This is a genomic window from Cupriavidus sp. GW823-FHT07A04 (assembly GCF_058794615.1).
On sequence record NZ_JBXAHA010000009.1, the window covers coordinates 107,937 to 133,163 of the forward strand.

The 25,227-nt window shown below is 67.8% G+C and carries 18 protein-coding genes and 1 other RNA gene; 6 read left to right on the plus strand and 13 right to left on the minus strand.

Translation table 11 applies throughout. The annotated features are described in order from the left end of the window. Positions 1-84: 84 nt before the first annotated feature. The 10 genes from AC1Q7Q_RS17065 to AC1Q7Q_RS17110 all read right to left on the minus strand — a co-directional run bounded on the left by AC1Q7Q_RS17065 (position 85) and on the right by AC1Q7Q_RS17110 (position 12,148). Positions 85-1,131 carry an ABC transporter substrate-binding protein gene (locus AC1Q7Q_RS17065; RefSeq protein WP_150993111.1) on the minus strand — a complete coding sequence of 349 codons (1,047 nt, stop codon included), beginning with the start codon at positions 1,129-1,131 and terminating at the stop codon, positions 85-87. A 232-nt stretch (positions 1,132-1,363) separates the two neighbouring features. Continuing rightward, positions 1,364-2,401: a Bug family tripartite tricarboxylate transporter substrate binding protein gene (locus tag AC1Q7Q_RS17070; RefSeq protein WP_416049079.1), complete on the minus strand. Its 1,038-nt coding sequence runs from the start codon at positions 2,399-2,401 to the stop codon at positions 1,364-1,366. 146 nt (positions 2,402-2,547) lie between these two features. Beyond that, on the minus strand, positions 2,548-3,516 hold the full coding sequence (locus tag AC1Q7Q_RS17075; RefSeq protein ID WP_492372444.1) for a hydroxymethylglutaryl-CoA lyase: 969 nt from the start codon (positions 3,514-3,516) through the stop codon (positions 2,548-2,550). Next, a complete protein-coding gene (locus AC1Q7Q_RS17080) occupies positions 3,513-4,709 on the minus strand; it encodes a CaiB/BaiF CoA transferase family protein (RefSeq protein WP_492372445.1) in 1,197 nt (398 codons plus the stop codon). The genes AC1Q7Q_RS17075 and AC1Q7Q_RS17080 overlap by 4 nt, the downstream gene beginning before the upstream one ends. 205 nt (positions 4,710-4,914) lie before the next feature. Continuing rightward, a complete protein-coding gene (locus AC1Q7Q_RS17085; RefSeq protein WP_492372446.1) occupies positions 4,915-5,820 on the minus strand; it encodes a LysR family transcriptional regulator in 906 nt (301 codons plus the stop codon). Positions 5,821-5,872: 52 nt separating this feature from the next. Continuing rightward, positions 5,873-6,487, minus strand: coding sequence for a recombination mediator RecR (recR, locus tag AC1Q7Q_RS17090; RefSeq protein ID WP_492372447.1), 615 nt, complete (start codon positions 6,485-6,487; stop codon positions 5,873-5,875). Further along, a complete protein-coding gene (locus AC1Q7Q_RS17095; protein ID WP_174423318.1) occupies positions 6,484-6,801 on the minus strand; it encodes an antibiotic biosynthesis monooxygenase family protein in 318 nt (105 codons plus the stop codon). The genes recR and AC1Q7Q_RS17095 overlap by 4 nt, the downstream gene beginning before the upstream one ends. Positions 6,802-6,819: 18 nt before the next feature. Beyond that, entirely contained in the window at positions 6,820-7,152 is a 333-nt protein-coding gene (locus AC1Q7Q_RS17100; RefSeq protein WP_006157727.1) for a YbaB/EbfC family nucleoid-associated protein, read from the minus strand. Positions 7,153-7,234: 82 nt separating this feature from the next. Further along, the gene (locus tag AC1Q7Q_RS17105; protein ID WP_492387188.1) at positions 7,235-9,544 is read right to left on the minus strand and encodes a DNA polymerase III subunit gamma/tau; all 2,310 of its coding nucleotides are present in this window, start codon (positions 9,542-9,544) and stop codon (positions 7,235-7,237) included. A gap of 93 nt (positions 9,545-9,637) precedes the next feature. Beyond that, complete coding sequence (locus tag AC1Q7Q_RS17110) at positions 9,638-12,148, minus strand: adenosylcobalamin-dependent ribonucleoside-diphosphate reductase (protein WP_492373879.1); 2,511 nt, start codon at positions 12,146-12,148, stop codon at positions 9,638-9,640. A 116-nt stretch (positions 12,149-12,264) separates the two neighbouring features. Here AC1Q7Q_RS17110 and ffs point away from each other — a divergent pair. Further along, positions 12,265-12,363, plus strand: an RNA gene (gene ffs, locus AC1Q7Q_RS17115) — signal recognition particle sRNA small type. A gap of 184 nt (positions 12,364-12,547) precedes the next feature. Here the strand turns inward: ffs and AC1Q7Q_RS17120 are convergent. The 3 genes from AC1Q7Q_RS17120 to AC1Q7Q_RS17130 all read right to left on the minus strand — a co-directional run bounded on the left by AC1Q7Q_RS17120 (position 12,548) and on the right by AC1Q7Q_RS17130 (position 19,470). Continuing rightward, positions 12,548-16,165, minus strand: coding sequence for a UvrD-helicase domain-containing protein (locus AC1Q7Q_RS17120; RefSeq protein WP_492373880.1), 3,618 nt, complete (start codon positions 16,163-16,165; stop codon positions 12,548-12,550). Beyond that, positions 16,162-19,077, minus strand: a complete 2,916-nt coding sequence (locus AC1Q7Q_RS17125) for a PD-(D/E)XK nuclease family protein (protein ID WP_492373881.1) — start codon at positions 19,075-19,077, stop codon at positions 16,162-16,164. The genes AC1Q7Q_RS17120 and AC1Q7Q_RS17125 overlap by 4 nt, the downstream gene beginning before the upstream one ends. 126 nt (positions 19,078-19,203) lie before the next feature. Then, on the minus strand, positions 19,204-19,470 hold the full coding sequence (locus tag AC1Q7Q_RS17130) for a hypothetical protein (protein WP_150983336.1): 267 nt from the start codon (positions 19,468-19,470) through the stop codon (positions 19,204-19,206). 532 nt (positions 19,471-20,002) lie between these two features. Here AC1Q7Q_RS17130 and trxA point away from each other — a divergent pair. The 5 genes from trxA (at position 20,003) to AC1Q7Q_RS17155 (ending at position 25,221) form a co-directional block, all read left to right on the plus strand. Beyond that, positions 20,003-20,329: a thioredoxin TrxA gene (gene trxA, locus AC1Q7Q_RS17135; protein ID WP_010814265.1), complete on the plus strand. Its 327-nt coding sequence runs from the start codon at positions 20,003-20,005 to the stop codon at positions 20,327-20,329. 188 nt (positions 20,330-20,517) lie between these two features. Continuing rightward, positions 20,518-21,780 carry a transcription termination factor Rho gene (gene rho / locus AC1Q7Q_RS17140; RefSeq protein WP_043347534.1) on the plus strand — a complete coding sequence of 421 codons (1,263 nt, stop codon included), beginning with the start codon at positions 20,518-20,520 and terminating at the stop codon, positions 21,778-21,780. Positions 21,781-21,884: 104 nt separating this feature from the next. Continuing rightward, complete coding sequence (locus tag AC1Q7Q_RS17145; protein ID WP_492373882.1) at positions 21,885-22,739, plus strand: M90 family metallopeptidase; 855 nt, start codon at positions 21,885-21,887, stop codon at positions 22,737-22,739. 243 nt (positions 22,740-22,982) lie between these two features. Beyond that, positions 22,983-23,246 carry a type B 50S ribosomal protein L31 gene (locus AC1Q7Q_RS17150; RefSeq protein ID WP_006157720.1) on the plus strand — a complete coding sequence of 88 codons (264 nt, stop codon included), beginning with the start codon at positions 22,983-22,985 and terminating at the stop codon, positions 23,244-23,246. A 187-nt stretch (positions 23,247-23,433) separates the two neighbouring features. After that, positions 23,434-25,221, plus strand: coding sequence for an ArnT family glycosyltransferase (locus AC1Q7Q_RS17155; protein ID WP_492373883.1), 1,788 nt, complete (start codon positions 23,434-23,436; stop codon positions 25,219-25,221). Positions 25,222-25,227: the final 6 nt, after the last annotated feature.

Below are 25,227 nucleotides of genomic sequence, written 5' to 3' on the forward strand. Positions count from 1 at the left end.
GATGCCATGCATGGCATCCGGTGCGCCAATGCAAAGGCCCGCTGCACGCAGCGGGCCGCCGGCACCCTGGGCGCGGGCGATGCCTTACTTGTACTTGGCGTTCGCCTTCTGCACGAAGGTGTTGGTGAAGGTGTTTTCCAGCTTGATGGTCTTGCCCTTCAGGTCCGGGTCGAACTGTTGCAGCGTGTTGAGCGCGGTCTTGGGACCGTCGGCCGGCATGGTGCCGTCCGGCGAGATGGCTTCCTTGACCTTTTCCCAGGCGGACAGGTACAGCGCGCGGTCGCCCAGCAGGTAGCTTTCCGGCACGGTCTTGACGATGTCCGACGGGCCAGCCTTCTGCAGCCACTTGAGCGCGCGCACCATGGCGTTGGTCATGGCCTGCGTGGTGTTCGGGTTCTGCTGGATAAAGGCGGTGGACGCGTACAGGCAACCCGACGGCATATTGCCGCCGAAGACAGCCTGGGTGTCCTTGAGCGTGCGGGTGTCAGAGGCGATGTGCACTTCATTCTTCTGGGTCAGCATCGACACCACCGGATCGAGGTTGGCCATCGCGTCGATCTGGCCGGAGCGCATGGCCGCCACCGCGCCAGCGCTGGCGCCGACACCGATGAAGGAGACGTCCGATGCCTTCAGGCCCGCCTTTGCCAGCACGAAGTTGGCCATCATGTTGGTGGAGGATCCCGGCGCGGTCACGCCGATCTTCTTGCCCTTGAGGTCGGCCACCGACTTGAAGTTGGGCATGGTCTTGTTGGAGACCACCAGCACGATCTGCGGGGCGCGGCCCTGCAGCACGAATTCCTGGTACTGCTGGCCCTTGGCCTGCAGGTTGATAGTGTGCTCGTAGGCGCCGGAAACCACATCGGCGCTGCCGCCCACCACGGCCTGCAGCGCCTTGGCACCGCCGGCGAAGTCGACGATCTCGACGTCGAGCCCTTCATCCTTGAAGTAGCCGAGGCGCTCGGCAATGGTCAGCGGCAGGTAGTAGAACAGGTTCTTGCCGCCCACGGCGATGGTGACCTTGGTCTTCTCGGGCTTGCCCTGTGCCTGGGCGTAGCCGCCAAAGGTGAACCAGCCCGCAAGGAACAGCGCCAGCGCGAGCAGCGCCTGCTTCCAGAATTTCTTGTTATACATTTCTCTCTCCTACCTGATTACCCGTCAACTGCAGCTCTCGCGCTGATGCATGCCGCTTGTGCTACGGCTTGCGTCGTGCCGCGTAGCGGCAAGTTGCGATGCTAGCCGATGCCGCAAAGGGCCGCATCGGGATCAACACCTATGCCACGCCGGCATCCGCACCAGCGTGTGGGCATCGAAGATACAGGCTGCGCCTTTCGGCCGGCTTACTACCGGCCCCAGGGCACAGGCATCATTCCGCGTGGATATCGGCCGCCTTGATGACCTTGGCCCAGCGGACCAGCTCGTTGCGCTGATAGGTCGCGAGTTGCTGCGGGCCCATGAACTTCGCCTCGGCGCCGAGCTCTTCCGCCTTCTTGCGGAAGGCCTCGGTCTGCATGATGCGCTCGATCTCGCCGGCGAGCTTGTCGATGATCGGCTTGGGCGTGCCGGCCGGCGCGTACATGGCGAACCAGGACGACACATCGAGATCGGGGTAGCCCGCTTCCGGCGCGGAGGGCACGTCCTTCAGGCTCGGCAGGCGCTGCTTGCTGGTGACCACCAGCGCTCGCAGCTTGCCGCCCGCGATATGCCCCATCAGGGGCGGCGGCGTGGTGATGGTGAGATCCACCGAGCCGCCCAGCAGGTCGGTCATGGCCGGGCCGGTGCCTTTGTACGGGACATGGGTGATCTGGATGCCGGCCATCTGGTTCAGCAGCTCGGTGGAGACATGCTGCAGGGAGCCGTTGCCCGACGAGGCGTAGTTGAGCTTGTTGGGGTTGGCCTTGGCATAGGCCACCAGCTCCTTGAGCGTCTTCACCGGCAAACTCGGGCGCACCACCAGCACCTGCGGGGCCGAGAGGATGTTGGCGACCGGCGCGAAGTCCTTCACCGGGTCCCACGCGTTCTTCATCAGCAGCGGCGAGATGACCTGGTAGCCCGAGTACTGCACCATCAGGGTGTAGCCGTCCGGCTTGGCGCGCGCCACCGTCTGCGCGGCAATGCCGCCCGAGCCACCGGGGCGGTTGTCCACGACCACCGGCTGGCCCAGGGCCTTGGACAGGGGCTCGGAGATCATGCGCGCGGCCAGGTCGGTCGTGCCGCCGGCAGCGGCGGACACCACCAGCGTGACCGGGCGCGTCGGGTAGGCGCCGTCCTGCGCCCATGCGGCCGTGCCGGCCAGGCCGGCGGCAGCCAGCGCCACGGCGGCGGCGAGCGTCTTGCGGCGCGCGCCGGATGCGCACAGGGAAGATTGGGGACGTGCGATGGCAGATGCCGGATTGCGAGGCATGAAGTGTCTCCTGCTTGGTGCTTGTTGATCTTGGTTTTCTGTTCAGCGCCCGCCGGCCCTCGCCGTGCGGTGCGCACCCGTCCTTCGGGATTCTTGCGGCGGGCCCGCTGTCAGCCCTAGCATCAGCCCTGGTGTCAGCCCTAGCATCAGCCCTGCCCGGCGAAATGCTCGGCCAGCCAGGCCGGCGGCTGGTGCGTGCGCAGGCGCGTGCCCGCGCGAAGCAACTGGCTGGCGGTGTCACGCTGGACCAGCGCGGGCAAGCCAGCCACCACGTCGAGCAGGCGCGCCAGGTCCACGCCGGTGTCCACGCCCATGGCATCGAACATATGCACCAGCTCTTCGGTGCTGACGTTGCCGCTGGCGCCGGGCGCAAAGGGGCAACCACCGAGGCCGCCGGCAGCGGCGTCGAAGCGGGTCACGCCCGTCTGCCAGGCGGCCAACGCGTTGGCCAGGCCCATCCCGCGGGTGTTATGCAGGTGAATGGTGAGGCCCGCCTGCGGCAGGCTTCGCTGGAAACGCTCGCACAGCGCCGCCACCTGCGTGGGATACGCCATGCCGGTGGTGTCGCACAGCGTGATACCTGCCGCGCCGGCATGGGCGAAGGACTCGGCCAGCGCCATCACGGCATCGGCATCGACCTCGCCCTCGAAGGGGCAGCCGAACACGGTGGACAGCGAAACATTGACCGGCACAACCGCCGCGTTAGCCGCCTCGATCATTGCCAGCAACTGCGCTTGCGACTGGGCGCGCGTCATGCGCAGGTTGGCGCGGTTATGCGTCTCGCTGGCCGACATCACCAGGTTGAGCTCATCGGGCCGGCACGACAACGCGCGCTCCAGGCCGCGCAGGTTCGGCACCAGCGCGGTGTAGCGCACGTCCGCGCCGCGCTGCATGCGGTGCATGACCGCCTCGGCATCGGCCAAAGCGGGGATGGCCTTGGCCGAGGTAAATGACGTGGCTTCGATGCGGGCAAAGCCACAGGCGGACAAGGCGTCGAGGAAGGCGACCTTGGCATCGGTGGGCACCACGGCCGGCTCGATCTGCAGGCCGTCGCGCGGTGCGACTTCGTTGATCTCGATGCGGGCCGGGCCGCGCAGCATGGATGACGCGCTCATGCCACCACCCCGCGTGCGCGCATGTCAGCGATGGTGGCAGCGTCGAAGCCGGCCGCCTCCAGCACGCTGTCGGTGTGTTCGCCCAACGTGGGCGCACGGTCGTGGATGGCGCCCGGGCTGGCCGAAAGCTTGGGCATGATGCCCGGCACTTCGACGGTCAGGCCGCTGGCCGCGGTCACGCTCTCGATCACGCCGCGCGCACGGTAGTGCGGGTCTTCCGAGATGTCCTTGACGGTGTAGATGCGCCCGGATGGCACTTCGGCCTGCTTGAGCACCACCAGCGCGTCTTCCACGCTTTGCGTGCGGGTCCACGCCGTGATGGCGGCATCGATCTCGTCGACGCGTTTCACGCGCCCGTCGTTGCGCACGAGCGCCGGGTCGTCGCCCAGGTCGGCGCGGCCGATCGCGTGCATCAGGCGCTTGAAAATGGCGTCTCCGTTGGCGGCCACCAGCACGTACTCGCCACTGGCGCAGGGATAGGCGTTGGACGGCGCGATGCCGGGCAAGGCGCCGCCAGCCGGCTGGCGCACGGCACCAAACGCCGAATACTCCGGCAGCAGGCTTTCGCTCAGGTTGAACAGCGACTCGTACAGCGCCACGTCGATCACCTGCCCTTCACCGCCGCGCGCATCGCGTTCGTACAGCGCCAGCAGCACGCCGAGCGCGCCATGCAGCCCGGCAATGGTGTCGCCTAGCGACAGACCGGCGCGCACCGGCGCACGGCCCGGCTCGCCCGTGAGGTAGCGCAGGCCGCCCATGGCCTCGGCCACCGCGGCAAAGCCCGGCTCGTCCTTCTTCGGGCCGGTCTGGCCGTAGCCGGACACGCGCACCATGATCAGGCCGGGGTTTTCCGCGCGCAGCGCTTCATAGCCCAGGCCCCATTTTTCCATGGTGCCCGGGCGGAAGTTCTCGATCAGCACGTCGGCCTCGGCGGCCAGCTTGCGCACCACGGCCTGCCCTTCCGGAATGCGCAGGTCGATGCAGATGGATTGCTTGTTGCGCGATTGCGCTTCCCACCAGACAGAGGTGTCCTCGTAAAGCATGCGCCATTTGCGCAGCGGGTCGCCCTGTCCGGGCGGCTCCACCTTGACCACGTGAGCGCCGAAATCGGCGAGGGTCTTGGCGGCGAAGGGGCCGGCAATCAGTTGCCCGAGTTCGAGGACCCGAATGCCTTCAAGGATCTGTCGCGCCATGGTGGGGGTGTCTCCGTGCGGTGTGGGTTACAGCGGGCGTGTGCCGATGGGAAGCGCCGCGGCTAGTGCGGCCGGTGCGGCTGGCAGCACGCCTTGTTTCGACGCAGTGTGCCCCAGCCGGGCGGCTGGCGGAATCGGCATTCGGAGAAGCGGGCCTTCTCGGAACGCGAAAGCCCCGAACGAGCCACGTTGAAGCCCAAGGGCGTCAGAACGGCGCGCGGTCGCCGCAGAGATGGGTAATGAGCAGCCGCGCCGACACCGTCAGCGCCGCAGGGTCACGCATGCCGATCAGCAGCGTGCGGCGTGCCCACGCATCCTGCAGCCCCACCAGCGACAACCCCATCGACTGCACGTGCGGCTCGGCCGCGATGCGCGGCAGCACGCCCACGCCCAGCCCCGCCATCACCATGCGGCACATGGCGTCGAAGCTGCGCACCTGGATGCGCAGGCGGAAAGGCCGGTCCAGCCGGCTGCTTTCCTCCAGCAGGCGAGCCGCCAGCGAGGTGACCTGCGGCAAACTGACGAAGTCGTATTCCAGCGTGTCCGCATAGCGCACGGGCCCGCGCTCCGACAGCGGATGGCCCGGCGGCGTGACCAGCACCAGTTCGTCCTGCCGGTACTCCACCGTGACCAGGCCCGCGCTGGGCGTGCGGTCGGCAAAGATGCCCACGTCCGCGCGGTTTTCCACCAGCGCGGCCACGATCTCGCTGCTGTTCTGCTCTTCGAGCTCGATGCGGATGGTGGGATGCAGCGCCATGAAGGTCGCCAGGTCGTCGGGCAGGAACTGCGTGATGGCCGAGGTATTGGCGCACACGCGCACCTGGCCACGCACGCCGCTGGCGTAGTCCGACATCACGCCGGCCATGCGCTCCACGTCCTGCAGGATGGTCAGCGCATGGTGGAAGCAGGCCTGCCCGGCCTCGGTCAGCTGCACCCCGGCCGCGTGGCGAAAGAACAGCGGCGCGCCAACGGCGGCCTCCAGGTCGGAAATGCGCTTGCTGGCCGCCGCCACCGCCAGGTGAGACTGGCGCGCGCCGGCGGAAATGCTGCCCTGGCGGGCCACGGCCACGAACAGGCCAAGTGTGACAAGGTCGAAACGGGCGAGATTCATGCGGTTGTGGCCCCGCGCACGGACCCAGGCATGGCAATACGACCGGGCACGGCTACACCGCGCGCCGGTCCATCACCGCGCGGGCAATGGTGCCGGCATCGACGTATTCGAGTTCGCCGCCCACCGGCACGCCGCGCGCCAGGCGCGACACCTTGAGGCCGCGCGCCTTCAGCATCTCCCCAACATAGTGCGCCGTGGCCTCGCCTTCGCTCGTGAAATTGGTGGCGACGATCACCTCCGTCACCGGGCCGCCCATGGCGGGGTCGGTGGCGCGCGCCAGCAACCGGTCCAGGTGGATTTCGCGCGGGCCGATGCCGTCGAGCGGAGAGAGCCGGCCCATCAGCACAAAATACTGGCCGCGATAGGTCAGCGTCTGCTCGATCATGATCTGGTCGGACGGCGTCTCCACCACGCACAGCAGCGAGGCGTCGCGCCGCTGGTCCAGGCAGGTCGCGCAGATTTCCTGCTCGGTGAAGGTATTGCAGCGCGAGCAATGCTTGATGCCGTCGGCCGCGCCGCGCAAGGCGTCGCCCAGCTTGCGGGCACCTTCGCGGTCGTGCTGCAGCAGGTGGTAAGCCATGCGCTGGGCCGACTTCGGCCCCACGCCCGGCAAGACCCGCAACGCCTCGATCAGCGCCTGCAGCGACGTCGGGGGGGCGCCCTTCATGCCGCCCCCCCGGACGCCGCCATGCTCACCACCGGCAAGTGATGCAGCACGGTGGGAAACGGCTCATAGAAATGATGCAGCAAGGCTTTCCACTGCTGGTACTCGGGCGAGCCGCGGAAACCCTCGGTGTGGTCTTCCAGCGTGCGCCAGCGCACTGTCAGCAGGTACTCCGACGGCTGCTCGATGCCGCGATGCAACTCAAGCCCAAGAAAGCCCGGCATGCCCGCGATGATATGACGCGCCTGCCCGAAGGCCGCTTCAAAGGCGGCTTCCTGGCCGGGGCGCACCGGCAGCACTGCGGATTCGAGAATCATGCGGGCTCCGTGTCAGGCTCAGAACGGCAGCTTGAAGCCCGGGGGCAACGGCAGGCCGGAGGTCATCGAGCCCATCTTTTCCTGCGAGGTGGCCTCGGCCTTGCGCACGGCGTCGTTGAACGCAGCGGCGACCAGGTCTTCCAGCAGTTCCTTGTCTTCGCCTTCGGCAAGCAGGCTGGGGTCGATGGAGACGCGCTTGACATCGTTCTTGCAGGTCATCACCACCTTGACCAGGCCGGCGCCGGACTGGCCCTCGACCTCGATCAGGGCAAGCTGCTCCTGCATCTTCTTCATGTTTTCCTGCATCTGCTGGGCTTGCTTCATCAGCCCGGCCAGTTGGCCCTTCATCATGGAGTGCTCCTGATTAGCGTTTGGATAGAAGTTACGGGCCGCCGCGCGTCATGGGCGCCGGCAGCCTGGCAAAAATAAGAGGTCAGGCGGCGCGCGGCTGGATCGATCCCTCCAGGATCGTGCCACCGAACTCGCGCAGCAGACCCTGCACGAAGGGATCCCCTTCGATGGTGGCCTCGGCTTCGCGCTGGCGCTCCGCGCGAGCCTGCGCATCCGCGGCGGCGGCGGTATCGGCTACCGCGCCAATCTCGCACTGCACCCGCACGTCGGTGCCGAGGTGCTCGGCCAGCGTCTGCTGCAGGCGCTCGACGACGCCGGCCTCGGTAATGGGCGCCACCGGCGCGCGCAGGTGGAAGGTACGGCCCACGACCTGGACAAGCTCGCTCTGGTAGGCCAGTTGCTGCGCAAGGCCCTTGAGCGGCAGGCTGGCAGCCAGTGCCGGCCACGCGCCGGTAAACACCGGCGGCGTGCCATCTTCGCCGGCCACCGGCGGCTTAGGCGGCGTGAGCCGCACCGGAGCCACGGGTTCGGCCGGGGCAGCTTGCACGGCAGCGGGAGCAGGCGGTGCGGCGCGCGGGGCAGGTTCGCGCCGGGGCGCGGCCTGGCGCGAGGGCATCGGCTCGGGATCGCTGTCGTACGGCCCGATCACGGGCAGGTCGGGCGGGAGGTCTTCCCAGGGCGGCACGTCGCTGCTGCCTGCGTGCTCCCACGGCGGGACGTCGTCGCTCGGGCCGCTGTCGCGGACATCGCGCGCATCCGCGGCGGCTTGCCGCGCGGGCGCAGGCTCCCGGCGCGAAGGGGCTGCGGCCTGGGCGGCAGGCATCGGGGCCGCCGGCCTCGACACCGCAGCGGGTGGGCCGGGCGGACGCAAGGGCTGGGCCGAGGGCGGGCGCGCAGCTGGCGCAGCAGCAGCTACGGCTGCAGGCGGCGGCGTGCGCGGGCTGCCCCCTGCGCGCGCGGCGGAGGCCAGGCGCGCCGCGGCCAGCGCCGCACGGGCCGGCGACATCGGCGCCCCGGCGGCGGGAGCGGCTGCCGGCGCGACAGCTGCCGGAGCCGGGCTCAGCGTCCTTGCGGGTGCTGCCGGCGTCGGGGCCGACACTGGCTGTTGTGCCTGGACTGGCGCGGGATCGCCGGCCGGCATCGGCGCGGCCGCACGCAAGCTCGGAGCAACAGGCGCCACGGCGGCGCTGGCTGCGGCCGCATCTGCCGCAACCCGGGCCACCGGCGCAGCGCCACCGCGTGCGCGCGGCGCCTGTTGGCCGCCACCCTGCGCCACCGCAGGTGTGGGGCTGGCCGACGGGCGGAACGCCAGCATGCGCAGCAGCGTCATGGTGAAGCCCGCGTACTCGTCGGGCGCCAGCGCCAGCTCACTGCGGCCAAGGTTGGCGATCTGGTAGAACAACTGCACTTCCTGCGCATCGAAGGCGGCGGCAAAGCGGCGCACTTCGGCGGCTTCCGGCCATTCTTCCTGGACCGAGGCGGGCACCGCCTGCGCCAGCGCGATCTTGTGCAGCAGCGAGGCCAGGTCCTGCAAGGCGCCGGCAAACGACAGGCTGCGATCCGCCATGCCGTCCGCCACCGCCAGCATGGCGGGGCCGTCTTCGGCGGCCAGCGCATCCAGCAACTGCACCAGGTAGCTCTGATCGATCGCGCCCAGCATGCCGCGCACGGCGGCCTCGGATACCTGGCCGGCGCTGTAGGCAATGGCCTGATCGGTCAGCGACAGCGCGTCGCGCATCGAACCGTGGGCGGCCTGGGCCAGCAGGCGCAGCGCATTGGGCTCGCGCACGATGCCCTCCTCGCCCAGCACGTGGTCGAGGTGGCTGACGATATGGCCCGGCGGCATCTGCTTGAGGTTGAATTGCAGGCAGCGCGACAGCACCGTGACCGGGATCTTCTGCGGATCGGTGGTGGCCAGGATGAACTTGACGTGCGCGGGCGGCTCTTCCAGCGTCTTCAGCATGGCGTTGAAGGCGTGGTTGGTCAGCATGTGCACTTCGTCGATCATGTAGACCTTGAAGCGCCCCGCCGTGGGCGCGTACACCGCCTTGTCCAGCAGCGACGCCATTTCATCGACACCGCGGTTGGAGGCCGCGTCCATCTCGATATAGTCGACGAAACGCCCGCTATCGATCTCGGTGCAGGCCTTGCACACCCCGCAAGGTTGCGCGGTGATGTCGCCCGTGCCATCCGGCCCGATGCAATTCAGCGCCTTGGCGAGAATCCGGGACAAGGTGGTCTTGCCGACGCCCCGCGTACCGGTAAACAGGTAGGCATGGTGCAGCCGCTGTTGTTCCAGCGCGTGCGTGAGCGCGCGGACCACGTGCTCCTGGCCGACCAGCGTGGTGAAATCCCGGGGGCGCCATTTGCGCGCTAGCACTTGATAACTCATGGCGGCGATTGTAGCAAAAGGCAGCCGTCCTTCAGGCGGGATTCACGCCCGCTTCACATGGTGGCCAGGTGCGTTGCCCTGCGCCCCAGGCCCCTAGCCACATTCCCCGACATACCCGCAGTTGGCGCACTTGGCGCAGCCATCGACCTTATGCAGGGCATGGGCACCGCACTCCGGGCATGGCTTGCCCGAGCGCAGCCCCATCCCGGCGGCCGGCATGCCAGCGCCACCCGTTGCCGGGGCCGCGCCACCACTGTCAACGGCACCCCCGCCTGGCCCTTCCAGCCCGGCCAGGCGGGCCGCAAGCGCCGCCACCGGCACTTGGATGCCCTCCGCATCGAGGAAACCCCGCTTGATCAGGATGCGCTGCAGGGCATACCCGATCGCCGCCACCTCGGAATCGTGGAAGCGCGGCACCTCGGTGCCGTCCTGGCGCGCCAGCATGCCATAGCGCACCGTGCCTTTATCCCATACAACATTGCGCATATCGGCCAATGCCTTGGCGATCGAGCCCCCGGAACGCGCCACCATCGACAGCAGCCGCATGGTGGACGTGATCCACTGCTGGCCGTCGTTGCGTTGCCCGGCCGGCATGAAAAACTCCACCGGACGCTCCACGGCCACCGGCTTGCCATCGAGCTGGCCGGCCACACGCATGAAATTGACCGTCAGGTAGACCGTCTTGTGCCCCTCGTAAGTCATGTACTCGACCTTGGACGTCACACCTTCGAGGTCACCCACGGGCCGGCTCGCGAATGGCTTGCGCAGCGGGTCATCCGTCACAGCGGCGGTGGCGGGTGCAGCCGGGGCGCCGGCCGGCGGCGGCGTCACCGACAGCACCGCGCCCAACACGCTATTGGGGCGGTAGGTGGCAAGCCCCTTCAGCCCCGCGCGCCAGGCTTCCAGGTAAAGATTGCGGAAGGCCTCGTATGGATAGTCCTCCGGCACGTTCACCGTCTTGCTGATGCTGGTGTCGATATAGGGCTGGACCGCCTCGAGCATCTTCATATGATCGAGCGCCGACATCTGCAGCGCCGTGACGAAACTGTCAGGCAACTGCGCCATATCACCGCCGAGGTGGCGATAAAGGCGCCAGGCATGATCGGCCACCTCGAACACCTTGTAGCTATCGTCCGCCATGCGCTTCTTGCGGTTGTAGGTCCACGAGAAAGCGGGCTCGATGCCGTTCGACGCGTTGTCGGCGAACGCCAGCGTGATGGTGCCGGTCGGGGCGATCGACAGCAGGTGCGAGTTGCGGATGCCGTCGCGGCCGATGGCGTCACGCACCGCCGCCGGCAGGCGCCGCGCGAAGCCGCTGGCCAGGTAGGCCTCGGCCTTGAAGAGGGGGAAGGCGCCCTTCTCCCGCGCCAGCCCGGCCGAGGCCAGGTAGGCTGTGTCGCGCAGGGTCTGCGCGATGCGCGCAGCCAGCGCGCGCCCCGCCTCGGCGTCATAGCGGATGCCCAGCATCACCAGCGCGCTGCCCAGCCCGAGGAAGCCCAGGCCAATGCGCCGCTTGGCATGCGCCTCGGCCTGCTGCTCCGGCAACGGCCAGTAGGTAACGTCGAGCACGTTGTCGAGCATGCGCACCGCCAGCCGCACCACCTCGGCGAAGGCTTCGAAATCAAAGCGGCTGTCCGTGCCGAAGGGCTGGCGCACGAAACGGGTCAGGTCGATCGAGCCGAGGTCGCAGCAGCCATAGGACGGCAGCGGCTGCTCCGCGCAGGGATTGGTGGCCTCAATGCGCTCGCAGTAATAAAGATTGTTGTCGTCGTTGATGTGCGACAGAAACAAGATGCCGGGCTCCGCATGGTCGTAGGTAGCCTGCATCACCTGATCCCACAACTGGCGAGCCGGCACGCGGCGATAGGCCCACTGGCCGTCGTCGCGCCGGTACGCGCCCGCGGCGATGGTTTCCGCCGCGGGCTCGGCCTCGTGCACCAGCTCGACCTCGCCATCGGCCTCGACTGCGCGCATGAAGTCATCACTGACGCCGATCGAGATATTGAAGTTGGTCAGGTCGCCGCGGTCCTTGGCGTGGATGAAGGTCTCGATATCCGGGTGGTCGCAGCGCAGCACGCCCATCTGCGCGCCACGGCGCGAACCGGCAGATTCCACCGTGGCGCAGGAGGCATCGAACACCTTCATGAACGACACGGGCCCCGAAGCGCGCGAGTGCGTGCCCCTCACCAGCGCGCCGGCTGGGCGGATCGCGGAGAAGTCGTAGCCCACGCCGCCGCCACGCCGCATGGTCTCCGCCGCCTGCGCCACCGCGGCGTAGATGCTCGGCTTGCCGCCACGCGCCTCGGAAACTGAGTCCCCCACCGGCTGCACGAAGCAGTTGATCAGCGTGGCCTCGATGCGCGTGCCGGCCGCCGAGTTGATCCGCCCCGCCGGCACGAAGCCCTGCTCCTGTGCCCACAGGAAGCGCTCGGCCCATTGCGCGCGCTGCGCCTCGGGCTCTGCCTCGGCCAGCGCGCGCGCCACCCGCTGGCGCACGTCGGCGGCGGTCGCCTCCTCACCCTTGGCGTACTTCTCCAGCAGGACTTCCGTGGAGATGTCCTGGGGCGGCAGCGTGGCGCGGAGCATCTGGTCTTTGGCATTCATCGTGGATCTCGCAGGTGTCTGGGTTGCATGGCTCAATCAAGCGACTCAATCAATTTACGCTATCAATTTCGCGGAAAACTGCCGGACCCGCCCGCTCTGGGTTACAATGCCGACCGGACGGGCCTCCTCGCATGGTGGCGCGGTCAACCTGGTCAGGTCGGGAACGAAGCAGCCACAGCCGTTTTCCGCCAGTGCCGAGGGTCAGGCTCGTCCCCCTAACATCCCCCTAGCTGTATTGCGCAGCTATCCAGCCGCAGCTGTCCAGCAGTAACTCCCCTCGCATCATCGCGCTTTCTTCAAGTCTGCGCATCAGGCCGCCGATAGCACAATGTTCGGCAGGGCCTCGCTGAATCCGCATCCACGCAATGCCCTCCCGTTTCCCATGATCCATGGACTCGCCTAGAACAGCGTGCCCTGGCGCGACGTTTGCAGCGCATCCGCCGCAATCCACTCCCCATCGGCCGTGGCCACGCCGGCCTCGACCCGCCGCCCGGGGAACATGGGCCTGACCGCTGCCACATAGCCTGCGAGCTGCTGCGCGTAGGCCGCGTGCTCCTGCGGCAGCAGGCGCAGCTTGTAATCGATGATCACCACCCGATCGGCAAACTCCACCAGGCGGTCGATCCGCAGCAGGCGGCCACGCGCATCGTAAAGCTCGACCTCATTGCGGGCGCTGAGCGCGCCCTGCGGGAACAGCAACGGCCGCAATGCCGGCGCCTCCAGCATCAATCGCGCGCCTTCGACCGCGGCATGCGCCTGGTCCCGCCACAGCGTGCGCGCCTGCGCTGTACCGGCTCCTGCCAGCGGGAACCAGCGCATCACCACCTCGGGCGTGGGCAAGCCCTCGAACGCCTCCGGGTAGCGCGTCACGCGTTCCAGCAGCGCGTGCAACAGTTCGCCATGGCGCGCCGCGTCGGCATCGAACACAATCGTGTGGTCGCCGTCCTCGCTCGTGGCGGCGCCCTGCCCCGCCTCCTCGTCCTCCCACGCCAGCACCGGCGCCAGGCTCTCGGCCGCTTCACGGTAACGCTGGCGAAAATCGGTAAAGCGCACGCATGCATCACTGCCGGCAGCGGCATCCGCCACGTCCTGCGCGGTGGCCGCCGGAAAGGGCTCGACTTCCACGCCGACGCCGGCCGCAAGCAGCCGCGCATACCAGCTACCGGCGATCTCGCGGTTGCCCTCGGCGCTGTCGGCGCTGCGCGATGCGCGCCCCTTGACACCGCTCACCAGCAAGCCCTGGCGCGCGCGCGTCATCGCCACATAGAGCAGGTTCCAGTTCTCGCGTTCGGCCAAGGCGGCCTCAGCCTCGAACAACGGCGCGCGAGCGAGCCCGCGCGTGCTGCGCTTGCCATAGGCGGAAAAATGCACCGGCACGCTTGAGGACGGCGGCCAGTCGATCAGGATGCCGCTCCGATCCGCGGCGGCGTCGCTATGATTTGCGTCGAGCAGCACGACGAACGGGGCCTCCAGCCCCTTGGCGGCATGCACGGTGAGGATGTGGACCGCGTCCTGCGCATTGTCGGTGGCGTCGTCGGCATCGGCCTCGCCTTCCGCGTCTTCGGCGCTATCGGCCATGCCGCCTTCATCCGGGCTTTCGCCTTCTTCGCCGCGCCGGATTTCCTGCAACTCGTCGATGAACTTGGGCAGGCTCGGGTAGCGCCCGCCATCGAGGTCAAGCGAGAGCTTGAGGAAGGCATCGAGGTTGGCTAGTACCTGGTCGCGGATCTCGGCCGGCGCGGCCTCGGCGTAGCGCCGGCGCACTTCGCCGCCATGGTAGATGTGGTCGATCAGGTCATGCACCGGGCGATGCGGCGCCACCTCAAGCCAGTGGCGCAGGCGCGCGACGCCATCGCGCAGCGCCGGGCTGCCGAATTCGGGCAGCCCCTGCTCCCGCAGGCAGGCCCACCAGCCTGGCCGCGGCTCGCGCGCCTGGGCCATCTGCGCGATGGCGATCAGGTCCTCGTCGGTCGCGCCCACCAGCGGGCTCTTGAGCACATGGGCCAGGTCCAGGTCAGACTCCGGCGTCATCAGGAACGCCAGCAGCGCGGACAGGTCGAGCGCTTCCAGCGTAGCCAGCAAACCGCCGCGGCGCGGGCTCAGGCAGGGAATGCCGGCCTCGCGGAAAGCGCGCTCGTACTCCGCCAGATGCGTCTTGCGGCGCACCAGCAAGTGCACATCGCTCCAGCGCGCGGGCCGCGGGCCATTGCTGTCGGCAACCGGCACCGTGGCGCGGACATGCTTTAGCCAGGCCGCCACGCGCCGGCCCTCTTCGAGCCGCAGCGAATCGCCTTCGTGCTGGCGCGGCTGCGTCAGCGTATCGCGGTGGATGGCGGGGTCCCGCTCGGCTTCATCGTCATCGCTAGCCGCGTCGTCCTGCGGTGCCGGCTCTGCCTCGGGCTCGACCAGTGGCAACAGCCACACCGGGCCGCCGGGCTCGTCCAGTGCGGTCGTCTGCGTCTCGAACAGCGGATAGCGCCCGTCGGCGCGCGCGGTGTCGAACACCGCGTTGACCCAATCGAGCACTTCCGGGCGGTTACGGCGGGTGCGGTTGGTCCGCAGCACGGTGGCGCCGAAACCCGACTGCAGCATCTCGCCGGCGGTCTGGAACAGGCGCGCATCGGCGCGGCGGAAGCGATAGATCGATTGCTTGGGGTCGCCCACCAGGAATACCGTGGGCCGCTCACCCAGGCCTGCGTAGCCGGCCAGCCAGCCCTGCAGGATGCGCCATTGCAACGGGTTGGTATCCTGGAACTCGTCGAGCAACAGGTGGCGGTAACGCGCATCGAGCCGGACTTGCAGGTAGGTCGCGGTCTCTTCGTCGCGCATCAGCCGCGCGGCCAGCCATTCGAGGTCGGCGAAGTCCATCGCGCGCTGCTCGGACTTGTGGTGCTGGTAGCGCGTCAGCAGCGCGTCGCCCAGTTCATACAGCGCCAGGTTGACCGCCAGCACCGCGGCCTCGCAGCGGCGTTGCGCGACCTGCTCCAGCGCGGCGCACATGTCGCCGTGCTCGGCGAGGAACGCATCGACCATCGCCTCGCCACCGAGCGCTTTGGTCAGCGCCGTGGTGGCGCGTAGCGATCGCGGCTTGCCGGCGGCGGTAAAAAACGCGTCGCGCAATATCGCGAAGGTGCGCTCGGCGGGCTCGCCCCCTTCGGCGCCCGCCTCGCGCCAAGCGCGGATCGCCAGGATCGCATCGGCCAGGCGCGTAGCGTGAGCCTGCTCGGTCTTGCCGCCCCGGCCCAGTTGCGACGCCATGCCCTGGCAAGCGTCAAGCCAGCCGTCATCGGCCAGCACGTACAGCAGCACGTCGACCTGGGCATCCTCGCCCAGGTCCGCGGCGAGCGCCTCGGCGGGATCGGCGCTTTCGCGGAACGCAAACCACTCGCTGCGCGCATGGAACATGGCGTCGAGCAAGGCCCGCGCCTGGAACTCGCCGATGGCATCCACCAGCCGCTCGAAGGCGACGCGCAGGTTGGCATACGGCGGCGTGGCCAGGGCCTGCCAGAACGGCGCCCAGGCCTCGCGCTTCATGCGCAGTGCGTCTTCGCGCAGCGTGGCGCCCGGCACGATGCCCGACGCCAGCGGCGCGCCGCGCAGCAGCGTGCCAAACCAGCCGTGGAAGGTATCGATGGCCATGCGCCCGGGCGCGGCCAGCACCTGTGCATGCAGGCCGCGCGCGCGCGGCAGCGCGGCGCGTGCGGCATCGGGCGACAGCCCGCGCTGCGTGAGCGCGGCAATCACCGCGTCGTCATCGTCGCGCGCGAGCTGCGCCAGCACTTCCAGCAAGCGCTCGCGCATTTCCTCCGCGGCCTTGCGCGTGAAGGTGATGGCGAGGATCTCGTGCGGCGCCGCGCCGGCCAGCAGCAGGCGCAGCAGGCGCGCCACCAGCAGCCAGGTCTTGCCGCTGCCCGCGCAAGCCTCGACCACCACGGAGCTGGCGGGGTCGCAGGCCGCGCGCGTGAACTCGGCCTCGGCCACCGGCTGGCCATCGCGCAGATAGGCGTGGATGCTCATGCGCGGCCTCCGATCCCCGGCGGCAACGCCGTGCTTTCCCAGAAGCCCTTGCGACACAGGCCGCGGGCGGTGCAGTAGGTGCATGCGCTGGCGTCCCCGAAGGCCGGCAGCGGCGCGTCCTGGCGCAGGCGCATCACGTCGCTGCGCAGTTGTTGTTCGAGCCACGCCACTGCGGCATCGAAGTCAGGCAGGCTCACTTCGCGCTGTGGCGCCGGCGGCCCGTCCTTCGCGCCTTCGAGCGCCACCCAGCTGCCAGCGGCAACGTCGGCGCGCAGCAATCCATAAAACGGCAACTGGCAATCCTCTTCCACGTCCCCGACCTTGCGCTTCAAGCGCAGCACGGTCTGGGTCTTGTAATCGAGCACCGCGCGGCTGCCGTCGCGCGCGCGATCGAGCCGGTCGATGCGGCCATTGACGCGCAGCGGCTGGCCGTCGGGCATGGGCAGGTCGACAGTGGCATCGAGCTCGCCATCGTCCCAAAACCATCCCTGTGCCTCGCGTTCAGCCTGCCATGCCACGTAGGACGGCAGCACTTCGCACCAGCGGCGGTAGTAGCCGATGGCGTTGCCGTCTTCCTTCATCAGCGCGCCGAACTCGTGATCGGAAATCTCGCGCAGGCGCGCCAGGCGAGCATCTTCACGGCGCAAGCCGTCCTGCGATGCTTCGCGGTGGTAACGCAGCAGCACGCGGTGCAGCAGCTCGCCGATGTCGCGTTTTTCGAGGTCGTCGCTGACGACTTCCAGCCCCGCCAGCCCGAGCATGCGGCCGGCAAAAAACTGGTAGGGACAGCGACGCAGCATGTTGTACGCCTGCGCGCTCCAGCGCGCAGGCACCAGCTCCGATGCCGCGGGCGCGGGCATGCCGTCCACCTCGGCGAAGGTCTCGTGCAGCACCGGCAGCGCGCTCGCCTCGATCGGCGCGCCCGCGCGCGAGCACAGCGCGCTGAGCCGCTCGATCCAGCCCGACACATGCTTGGGCTCGCCACGCGCGCCAAGGCGCTGCCAGGTGAGCACCACGTCGTCGTTGTTCAGCAGGACCTCGGCCAGGTCGCGCGCCTGCTGGGCGAAGCGCACCTCGCGGTCTTCCAGTGCGAGCTCGCGCCGCATCTGGTTGGAGAAGAACATCAGCTCGGCCGCGCTGGAGGGAAGCTGCGTGTCGTCGCACCCCACCACCACGACCCCATCGAAGCGGCGCATGCGCGCGCCGTTAAGCGGCAGGATGGTGATGCGCGCGGCGCCGCTGGCCGAAGGCTCCTTGTAGGCAACCGACTCAAGCAAGGCTGACAGCATGGAGCGGAATTCGCCGAGATTGAGCGTGGCGCCGGCACCCGTCTCGTCCTGCGGCAGGTCGGCAAGGCGCGCCAGCGCATCGAGCATTTGTGTGCCCGCATCGTCGGCAGACAATGCCTCGCGCATGCCGAGCACATCCAGCGTGGCATCGAGGCGTTCCAGCCAGGTCGAGACCGGGTGCTGTGCGTTGCCGCGCGGCCACGCGCCGGCTTCGGCCGCAAGGTGCTGCACCAGCTCGCAAGCGGCCTGCCGGGCGGCGCGGCGCGCGTCGTCTTGCGCGGCGTCGCCGGCGTTGCTATCGCCGCCGGCCTGGTCGGCCGTATCAGGACGGAAGCGCTGCTGCAAGCGGCGCCAGCCACCGCTGATGCCGTCGCGCCGGATCTGCCGCTCCAGCGCGGCAATGGCCTCGCCGCGCAACGCGAAGTCTGGCAGGCAAAACGGGCTCTTTAGCAGGTCGAGCAAGGCCGAGGTATCGCCGTCCTGGTTGAGCAGGTCGAACCATCGCATCAGCGCAGCCGCGGCTCGCGTGGTCGAGAGCTTCCAGCCGGTTTCATCGCGCACCGGCGCGCCGGCCCGCGCCAGCAACGCGCGCGCGCGCCGCGCTACTACGCGATCGTGCGCCACCAGCGCCACGTGGCGGCGGCCGTCGTTGAGCCACTGCACCAGTTGCTCGGCGGCAGCGCCGGCCTCGTCCTCGAAGCGCGCGCTGCCGATCACGCGCACGCGCGGGCGCTCGGCCGGCAGGCTACGTGGCGCGCGGCGCGCGGCGGCTTCGTTCGCGCCAGGCAGCCGCGCCTCGGGCCACAGTGCCAGCAAGGTGTCGTACCAGTCGAGCTCCCCGTCCTCATCGCCCAAATCGGCATCGAGCGCGCTGCTCGGCGCCTGCGCGGACTGCGCGGTCCAGTCGTAGCCGATGCGGATCACCGGCACGAGCTCGGCGGCCTGCCGCAGGAACGCTTCCTCGATCGGCTGGGGCGGCGTTGGCCCGAGCCAGATGACCGGGCCGTCCAGGTGCTGGGCCAGCCGGTGCAGCGCGCGCCGGCGCGCGGGCAGCGGATCGTCCGGGCCGGACAAGGCTTGCCAGAAGGCCATCACGATGCGGGCTTCCTCTCCGAGGAAGCGGGAGGACAGATGCGCGTAGGTCCGCTCCAGCGCGCCCTGCAGCAAGGCCGCGCGATCGTCCCCATCGACATCTTCATCGCGGATGGCGTCATCGTCGAGCCAGCGTGCGCTCAGTTCGTCGCTGATGGCGAGCAGCGTCTGCGCCAGCCCCCACGCCGCGGCCTCGGTCTGCGCGCCAAATGCGCGCCGCAGCCATTCCTGCGCACGGATGGCCTGCTGCACGGCCAGTAGCCGCGCCGCATGGCTGCGCACCGGGATCGGGTCGGGTGGCAAGTCGAGCAGCCAGTGGCCAATGGTGACGACCCGCGGCAGCAGCCGCGGCTTGCCGGCCGCGCGCGCGGCGGCATCCAGCGCCTGGCGCACGCCGGGGATCTGCGCAGCGGTGGGCACCACCACATGCGCGGCGGCTTGCTGCTCCCCGCAATGGTCGAGGAAATACCAGGCCGCGGCGGCGGCCTGCGGCAGGAAGTCGGGGCCGGGACGAAATTGCAGCGAGGTCATGAAGCGAGAGTAACGGCCGGATCGGATGCCATGGCGAGAAAGCGCACGGCGGTCAGCGCGCGCAGCCGGGCATCGCGCACGGGATGCGCGAAAGACGCGGGAATAACCGGCGAGCCCGGAGAGCCCTCAGTGACTGCCGGCCTCGAGGCGCGAGCGGATTTCGCGCGCGGTCTCCAGCAGGCCCTGGTAGCCGGAGCGTGCGTGCTCTGGCAGGTCGGGGTCGCCCACCAGCGTGCCCAGGGTCTCGATGACGCTGTAAAGGAGGCCCTTGGCCGCGCCGCCGGCAATGCTCTCTTGCTCGACCGCGGCATTGATGTGATCCAGCGCGTCGCTCAAGTGTTCCACTTCGGGGGGTTGCTGCGGATCCGGCTTGGAAGGGGTGTCTGGCGTCATGGTCTGTAGCCTTGTCTGTTGCGCGGGAAGGCGCCGGGCCGAGGCCGGGCGCATGATTCTATTCTACGCGCCCGGGGGCGCCGCGCGACCTTTGCATCGCATTGGATTGCGTTTGCTCAAGCCCCCCCCGCGCCGCGTATCAAAGCCGTGGCGGCGTTACTCATAAGTCACACATCAGGCACCTGACGGCGAGCTTCGGCGCGGCTCCCGATTGATAAAAGCTCTTGCGCCGATTAATACAATCATCCCACCAGGCTTGGCTTCGCGGGCAGAATGGTGCTACACGCCGCCGCATCGGCGGGTTTCATCACCGCGTACGGCAGCGCACCGTGAGGTTGATGGGCAGGGTATTGAATTCCAATCAACTGGTAACATATGAGCAACATCCCGCCAATCGTGGCTGTCCCGTCGCTCGGGACAAGCCCGCACCGGGTAAGGCGCGTGCCTACAGGTATGCGCAAACTCGTGTAATGTAGCGGTTCGGCAAATCCCGCCTTCAAATTAAACAGAGCGAAACCAGAGGTTTTCCGCCATGAGTGAACAAATCAAGTATGTGAGCGACGCCTCCTTCGACGCAGACGTGCTCCAGTCCGACAAGCCTGTCCTGCTCGACTTCTGGGCAGAATGGTGCGGTCCTTGCAAGATGATCGCCCCGATCCTGGACGAAGTGGCCAAGGACTACGGCGACAAGCTGCAGATCGCGAAGATCAACGTCGATGAGAACCAGCAAGTGCCGGCCAAGTTCGGCATTCGCGGCATCCCCACGCTGATCCTGTTCAAGAATGGCGCGGTTGCCGCGCAAAAGGTCGGCGCGCTGTCCAAGTCGCAGTTGACCGCATTCCTCGACGGCAATCTGTAATATGCCGGCCCGGGGCGCGGCGCCATCAGGCGCCCCCCCGGTGTAGCCACAATCCGACGTGCGTGCGCCTTCCCTGGCGCACCGTCCGGATTGTGCTAAGATGGCATCAACAACTTCCCCGAGCGTTCGCTCATTTCCTCCCCCTCCTTTAGGTCCAGCCCGTCCGGGCGCCTCTGTACCCCTCGTCTATGCACCTGACAGAACTCAAATCGCTTCACGTGTCTGCGCTTCTCGAAATGGCCGCGACCCTCGAGATCGACAACGCACAACGGATGCGCAAACAGGAGCTGATGTTTGCGATCCTGAAGAAGCGCGCCAAGCTGGGCGAAATCATCTTTGGTGACGGCACCCTGGAAGTCCTGCCGGACGGCTTCGGCTTCCTGCGCTCGCCCGAGACCTCCTACCTGGCAAGCACGGACGACATCTACATCAGCCCTTCGCAGATCCGCCGCTTCAACCTGCATACCGGCGACACGATCGAGGGCGAAGTACGGACCCCCAAGGACGGCGAGCGCTATTTCGCACTGGTGAAGGTGGACAAGGTCAACGGTCAAGCACCTGAAGCGGTCAAGAACCGCATCATGTTCGAGAACCTGACGCCGCTGCACCCGAACCGGCCGCTGACGCTGGAGCGCGAAATCCGCGCCGAGGAAAACATCACCGGCCGAATCATCGACATGATCGCGCCGATCGGCCGTGGCCAGCGCGCCCTGCTGGTGTCCTCGCCCAAGTCCGGCAAGACCGTGATGCTGCAGCACATCGCCCACGCGATTGCGAACAACCATCCGGAAGCGGACCTGTTCGTGCTGCTGATCGACGAACGCCCGGAAGAAGTGACCGAAATGATGCGCTCGGTGCGCGGTGAAGTGGTGGCGTCGACCTTCGACGAACCCGCCATCCGCCACGTGCAGGTCGCTGAAATGGTGATCGAAAAGGCCAAGCGCCTGGTCGAGCTCAAGCGCGACGTGGTGATCCTGCTGGACTCGATCACCCGCCTGGCACGTGCCTATAACACGGTGGTGCCGGCCTCGGGCAAGGTGCTGACTGGTGGTGTGGACGCCAACGCGCTGCAACGCCCCAAGCGCTTCTTCGGCGCTGCGCGTAACCTGGAAGAAGGCGGCTCGCTGACCATCATCGCCACCGCGCTGATCGAAACCGGCAGCCGCATGGACGACGTGATCTACGAAGAGTTCAAGGGCACCGGCAACATGGAAGTGCACCTGGAACGCCGCCTGGCGGAAAAGCGCGTCTATCCGTCGATCAACCTGAACAAGTCCGGCACGCGCCGCGAAGAACTGCTGATCAAGCCCGAGATCCTGCAAAAGGTCTGGGTGCTGCGCAAGTTCATCTCGGACATGGATGAAGTGCAGGCCATGGAGTTCATTCTCGACAAGATGAAGGCGACCAAGAACAACGCCGAGTTTTTCGATATGATGCGCAGAGGCGGCTGATCGTTCGCTATGCCGCGCGCTGCGGTTCGCGCGCTGGCAATGCACTGGAAGGGCGCGCCTCGGCGCGCCCTTTTGCATTTCCGCCCTGTGCCTGCAGGAGTCCCATGTTCGGCCGACTGAGCCACTTCCTGCGTGCGCGCTCGCGCGTGCGCAAACTCGAACACTACGCCATTCCCGACGCGCTGTGGGCGCACACGGTGGCCACGCTGCCGTTCGTGCAGCGCTATGGCGCCGCCGAGCTCGCCGCCTTGCGCGAGCTCGCCACCCTGTTCATCGCCGACAAGGAATACTCCACCGCGCACGACCTGCCGCTCACCGACGAGATGGTGACGAGCGTCGCGCTGCAAGCCTGCGTGCCCATTCTCAAGCTGGGCATCGAGTGGTATCGCGGCTGGCGCGGCATCGTGCTCTACCCCGGCGAATTCGTCATCCGCCGCACCGTCGAGGACGAGATCGGGCTGGTGCATGGCGTGGTCGAGCAAGCCAGTGGTGAAGCCTGGGAACACGGACCGGTCATCCTTTCCTGGCCTGATGTGCAGACGCCCGGCGCCGGACTGAATGCACGCCATGCCCACCACCCCGATGACACCTACAACGTAGTCATCCACGAGTTCGCCCACAAGCTCGACATGCTCGACGGCGAGCCGGACGGCGTGCCGCCCTTCTCACGCGTGCTCCATCCGGGCATCGACCGAGAGCAATGGGCCGAGTCCTTCCTCACAGAGTACGACCGCTTCGCGGACGCCTGCGAGCAGCAGTCCGACCATGCCTGGGACCACCCGGAACGGCTGCCGCCGGCGCTGCGGGTGATCGACCCATATGGCTGCGAGGCGCCGAGCGAGTTCTTCGCCGTGGCCTCGGAGACCTTCTTTGTCGAGCCGGCCGGCCTTCGCAGGCACTGGCCGGTCCTCTATGATTCGCTCGCGGCGTTCTATCGTCAGGATCCGGCCTCGATGTGATCGAAGATCAACCTTTCGGCACCCTCGGCCGCCGTGCGCATCGCGCACTCAAAACTTGCCCAGCTTTTTGTTTTTCTGCGATAATCCCGGATTGTCCGTTATCGGCAAGTGGTTCGTTCGCCGCAACGCTGCCAGTGCAATCAGCGCATCCAGCTTCTGGCGCTTTTTTTAGCGCTTTTGGCAATGGCAGCAGCAGCAGCACGGCAAACAACGGACTGGCTACCCAACCTGAAAGGAAACACCATGAAAGAAGGCATTCACCCGAATTATCGCGAAGTCGTATTCCTCGACGTGTCGAACGACTTCAGCTTTGTGACCCGCTCGACCATCCAGACGCGCGACACGATCACCCGCGACGGCAAGGAATACCCGCTGGCCAAGATCGAAGTGTCGTCGGAATCGCACCCGTTCTACACCGGCACCCAGAAGATCATGGACACGGCCGGCCGCGTCGAGAAGTTCCGTCAGAAGTTCGGCAGCAAGCTGAACAAGCTCACCGCGAAGTAATTCGCCGCGAGCCCGCTCGCTGCATGGCCTCGGACAAAATGCTCCGGCGCCGCGCACCCAAGCAAAGAGGCAGCATCGGCTGCCTCTTTGCTTTTGCAGCCTCCGCGCGATCGGCACCAACCGGCGCCCTGCGGACGCAGCTAACCGGGAGCGCCCCGCCCCGGCGGCCCCCTAGACCCACCAATCAATGAGCGCAGCCAAGACTTCCCGTGTCCACCTGACCGCAGCCGCCACCGGTACGCTTCCGCGCGCACTGTTGCTGGCCATCTGCATCATTTACGGCCTGGCTGGCCTGTTCGGCCGCGATCCGTGGAAAAACGAGGATGCGGCCGGCTTCGGCGTGATGTGGCAACTGGCCACCGGCGGCACCCAGGACTGGCTGATGCCCAATATCGTGGGCCGCCCTTACGGCGAAGACGGCCCGCTGGTGTTCTGGGTTGGCGCCCTGATGATCCGCCTGTTTGGCGGCTGGCTTGGCGCGCCGGACGCGTCGCGCATCGCCACGGCACTCTTTTACTTCGGCACCTGTTCACTGATCTGGTACGCGACCTACCTGCTCGGCCGGCGTGCCGAGGTCCAGCCTTTCGCCTATGTCTTCGGCGGCCAGCCCAACGCGCGCGACTACGGCCGCACGCTGGCCGACGGCGCCCTGCTGATCTTCCTGGCCTGCGTGGGCCTGGCCATGCGCGGCCACGAAACCACGCCACAGGTTGGGCAGGTTTGCTTTGTCGCCATGAGCCTGTATGGCATGGTGCGCAGCCTGGACAAACCAATCCAAGGTGGCATCTGGCTGGGCGTCGGGCTGGGCGCGCTGACCCTGTCCAGCGGGCCAGTCATTCCGCTGGTCTTGCTGGCGTCGGTCATCATCTGCGGCCTGGCCTGCAAGCCCCTGCCCCTGCCGCGCGTGCTGCTGGCAAGCGTGCCGCTGGCACTGGCGCTGGTGGCAGCCTGGATGGCCGCCGCCTACTTCGGCGCGACCGACCACAACGATGCCGTGACTTTTATCCGCGAGTGGTCGCGCTACGATCGCCGCACCTATGGCGCGCCGAACGCCGCTGCGCTCAACTTCATTGCACGCAACCTGCTGCTGTTTACCTGGCCGGTGTGGCCAATTGCCTGCTGGGCCTGGCTGAGCTGGTCGGGCATGCGCCGTGCGCCGCATGTGGCGCTGCCCCTGGCGATGCTGCTGCCGCCGCTGCTGCTGCTGTTTCTGCTGCGTGCGCCGGGCGACGTACAGTTCATCCTGCTGCTGCCGCCGATGGCCGTGCTTGCCGCGTTCGGGTTACCGACGCTCACGCGCGCCGCCATCAACGCGATCGACTGGTTCGCCTTGCTGTTCTTCACCATCTTCGGCGGCTTCGTCTGGTTCATGTGGATCGCCAGGACGACGGGCCAGCCTCCGCGCGTCGCGGCCAATATCTATCGCCTGCTGCCGGGCTTCCAGCAAGACTTCACCGTCAGCGCAGTCGTCTATGCGCTGCTGGTGACGGCAGCCTGGATCCTGATCGTGCGCTGGCGCCTGTCGCGCGCGCCGAAGCAGATCTGGCGCCCGGTGGTGATTTCGGCCGCCGGCACCACCCTGATGTGGGTGCTGGCCATGACGCTGTGGATGCCTTCGATCAACTACGGCAAGACCTATCGGGACGTGGCCCAGGCCGCCTCGATGGCGCTGCCCACGGCGTATAACTGCGTGCAGCCGATTCGCATGGGCGACGCGCAGCTGGCTTCGTTTGCCTATTTCGGCCATATCCGCTTTGGCGGCCCGGATGACGGCTGCGACGTCCTGCTGCGCCACGACCCCGTCGACTACGGCGAGCCCACCAGCATCTCGCACTTCGAATGGCGCCTGATCTGGGAAGGCCGGCGCCCCTCCGATCGCGACGAGCGCTTCCGCATGTATCGCCTGGTCGATATGTCCCGGGTCGCACCACCCCGGCCCAGCCTGCCTGGACGCCGGCTGCCAAGCCACCCCTGACGTGGC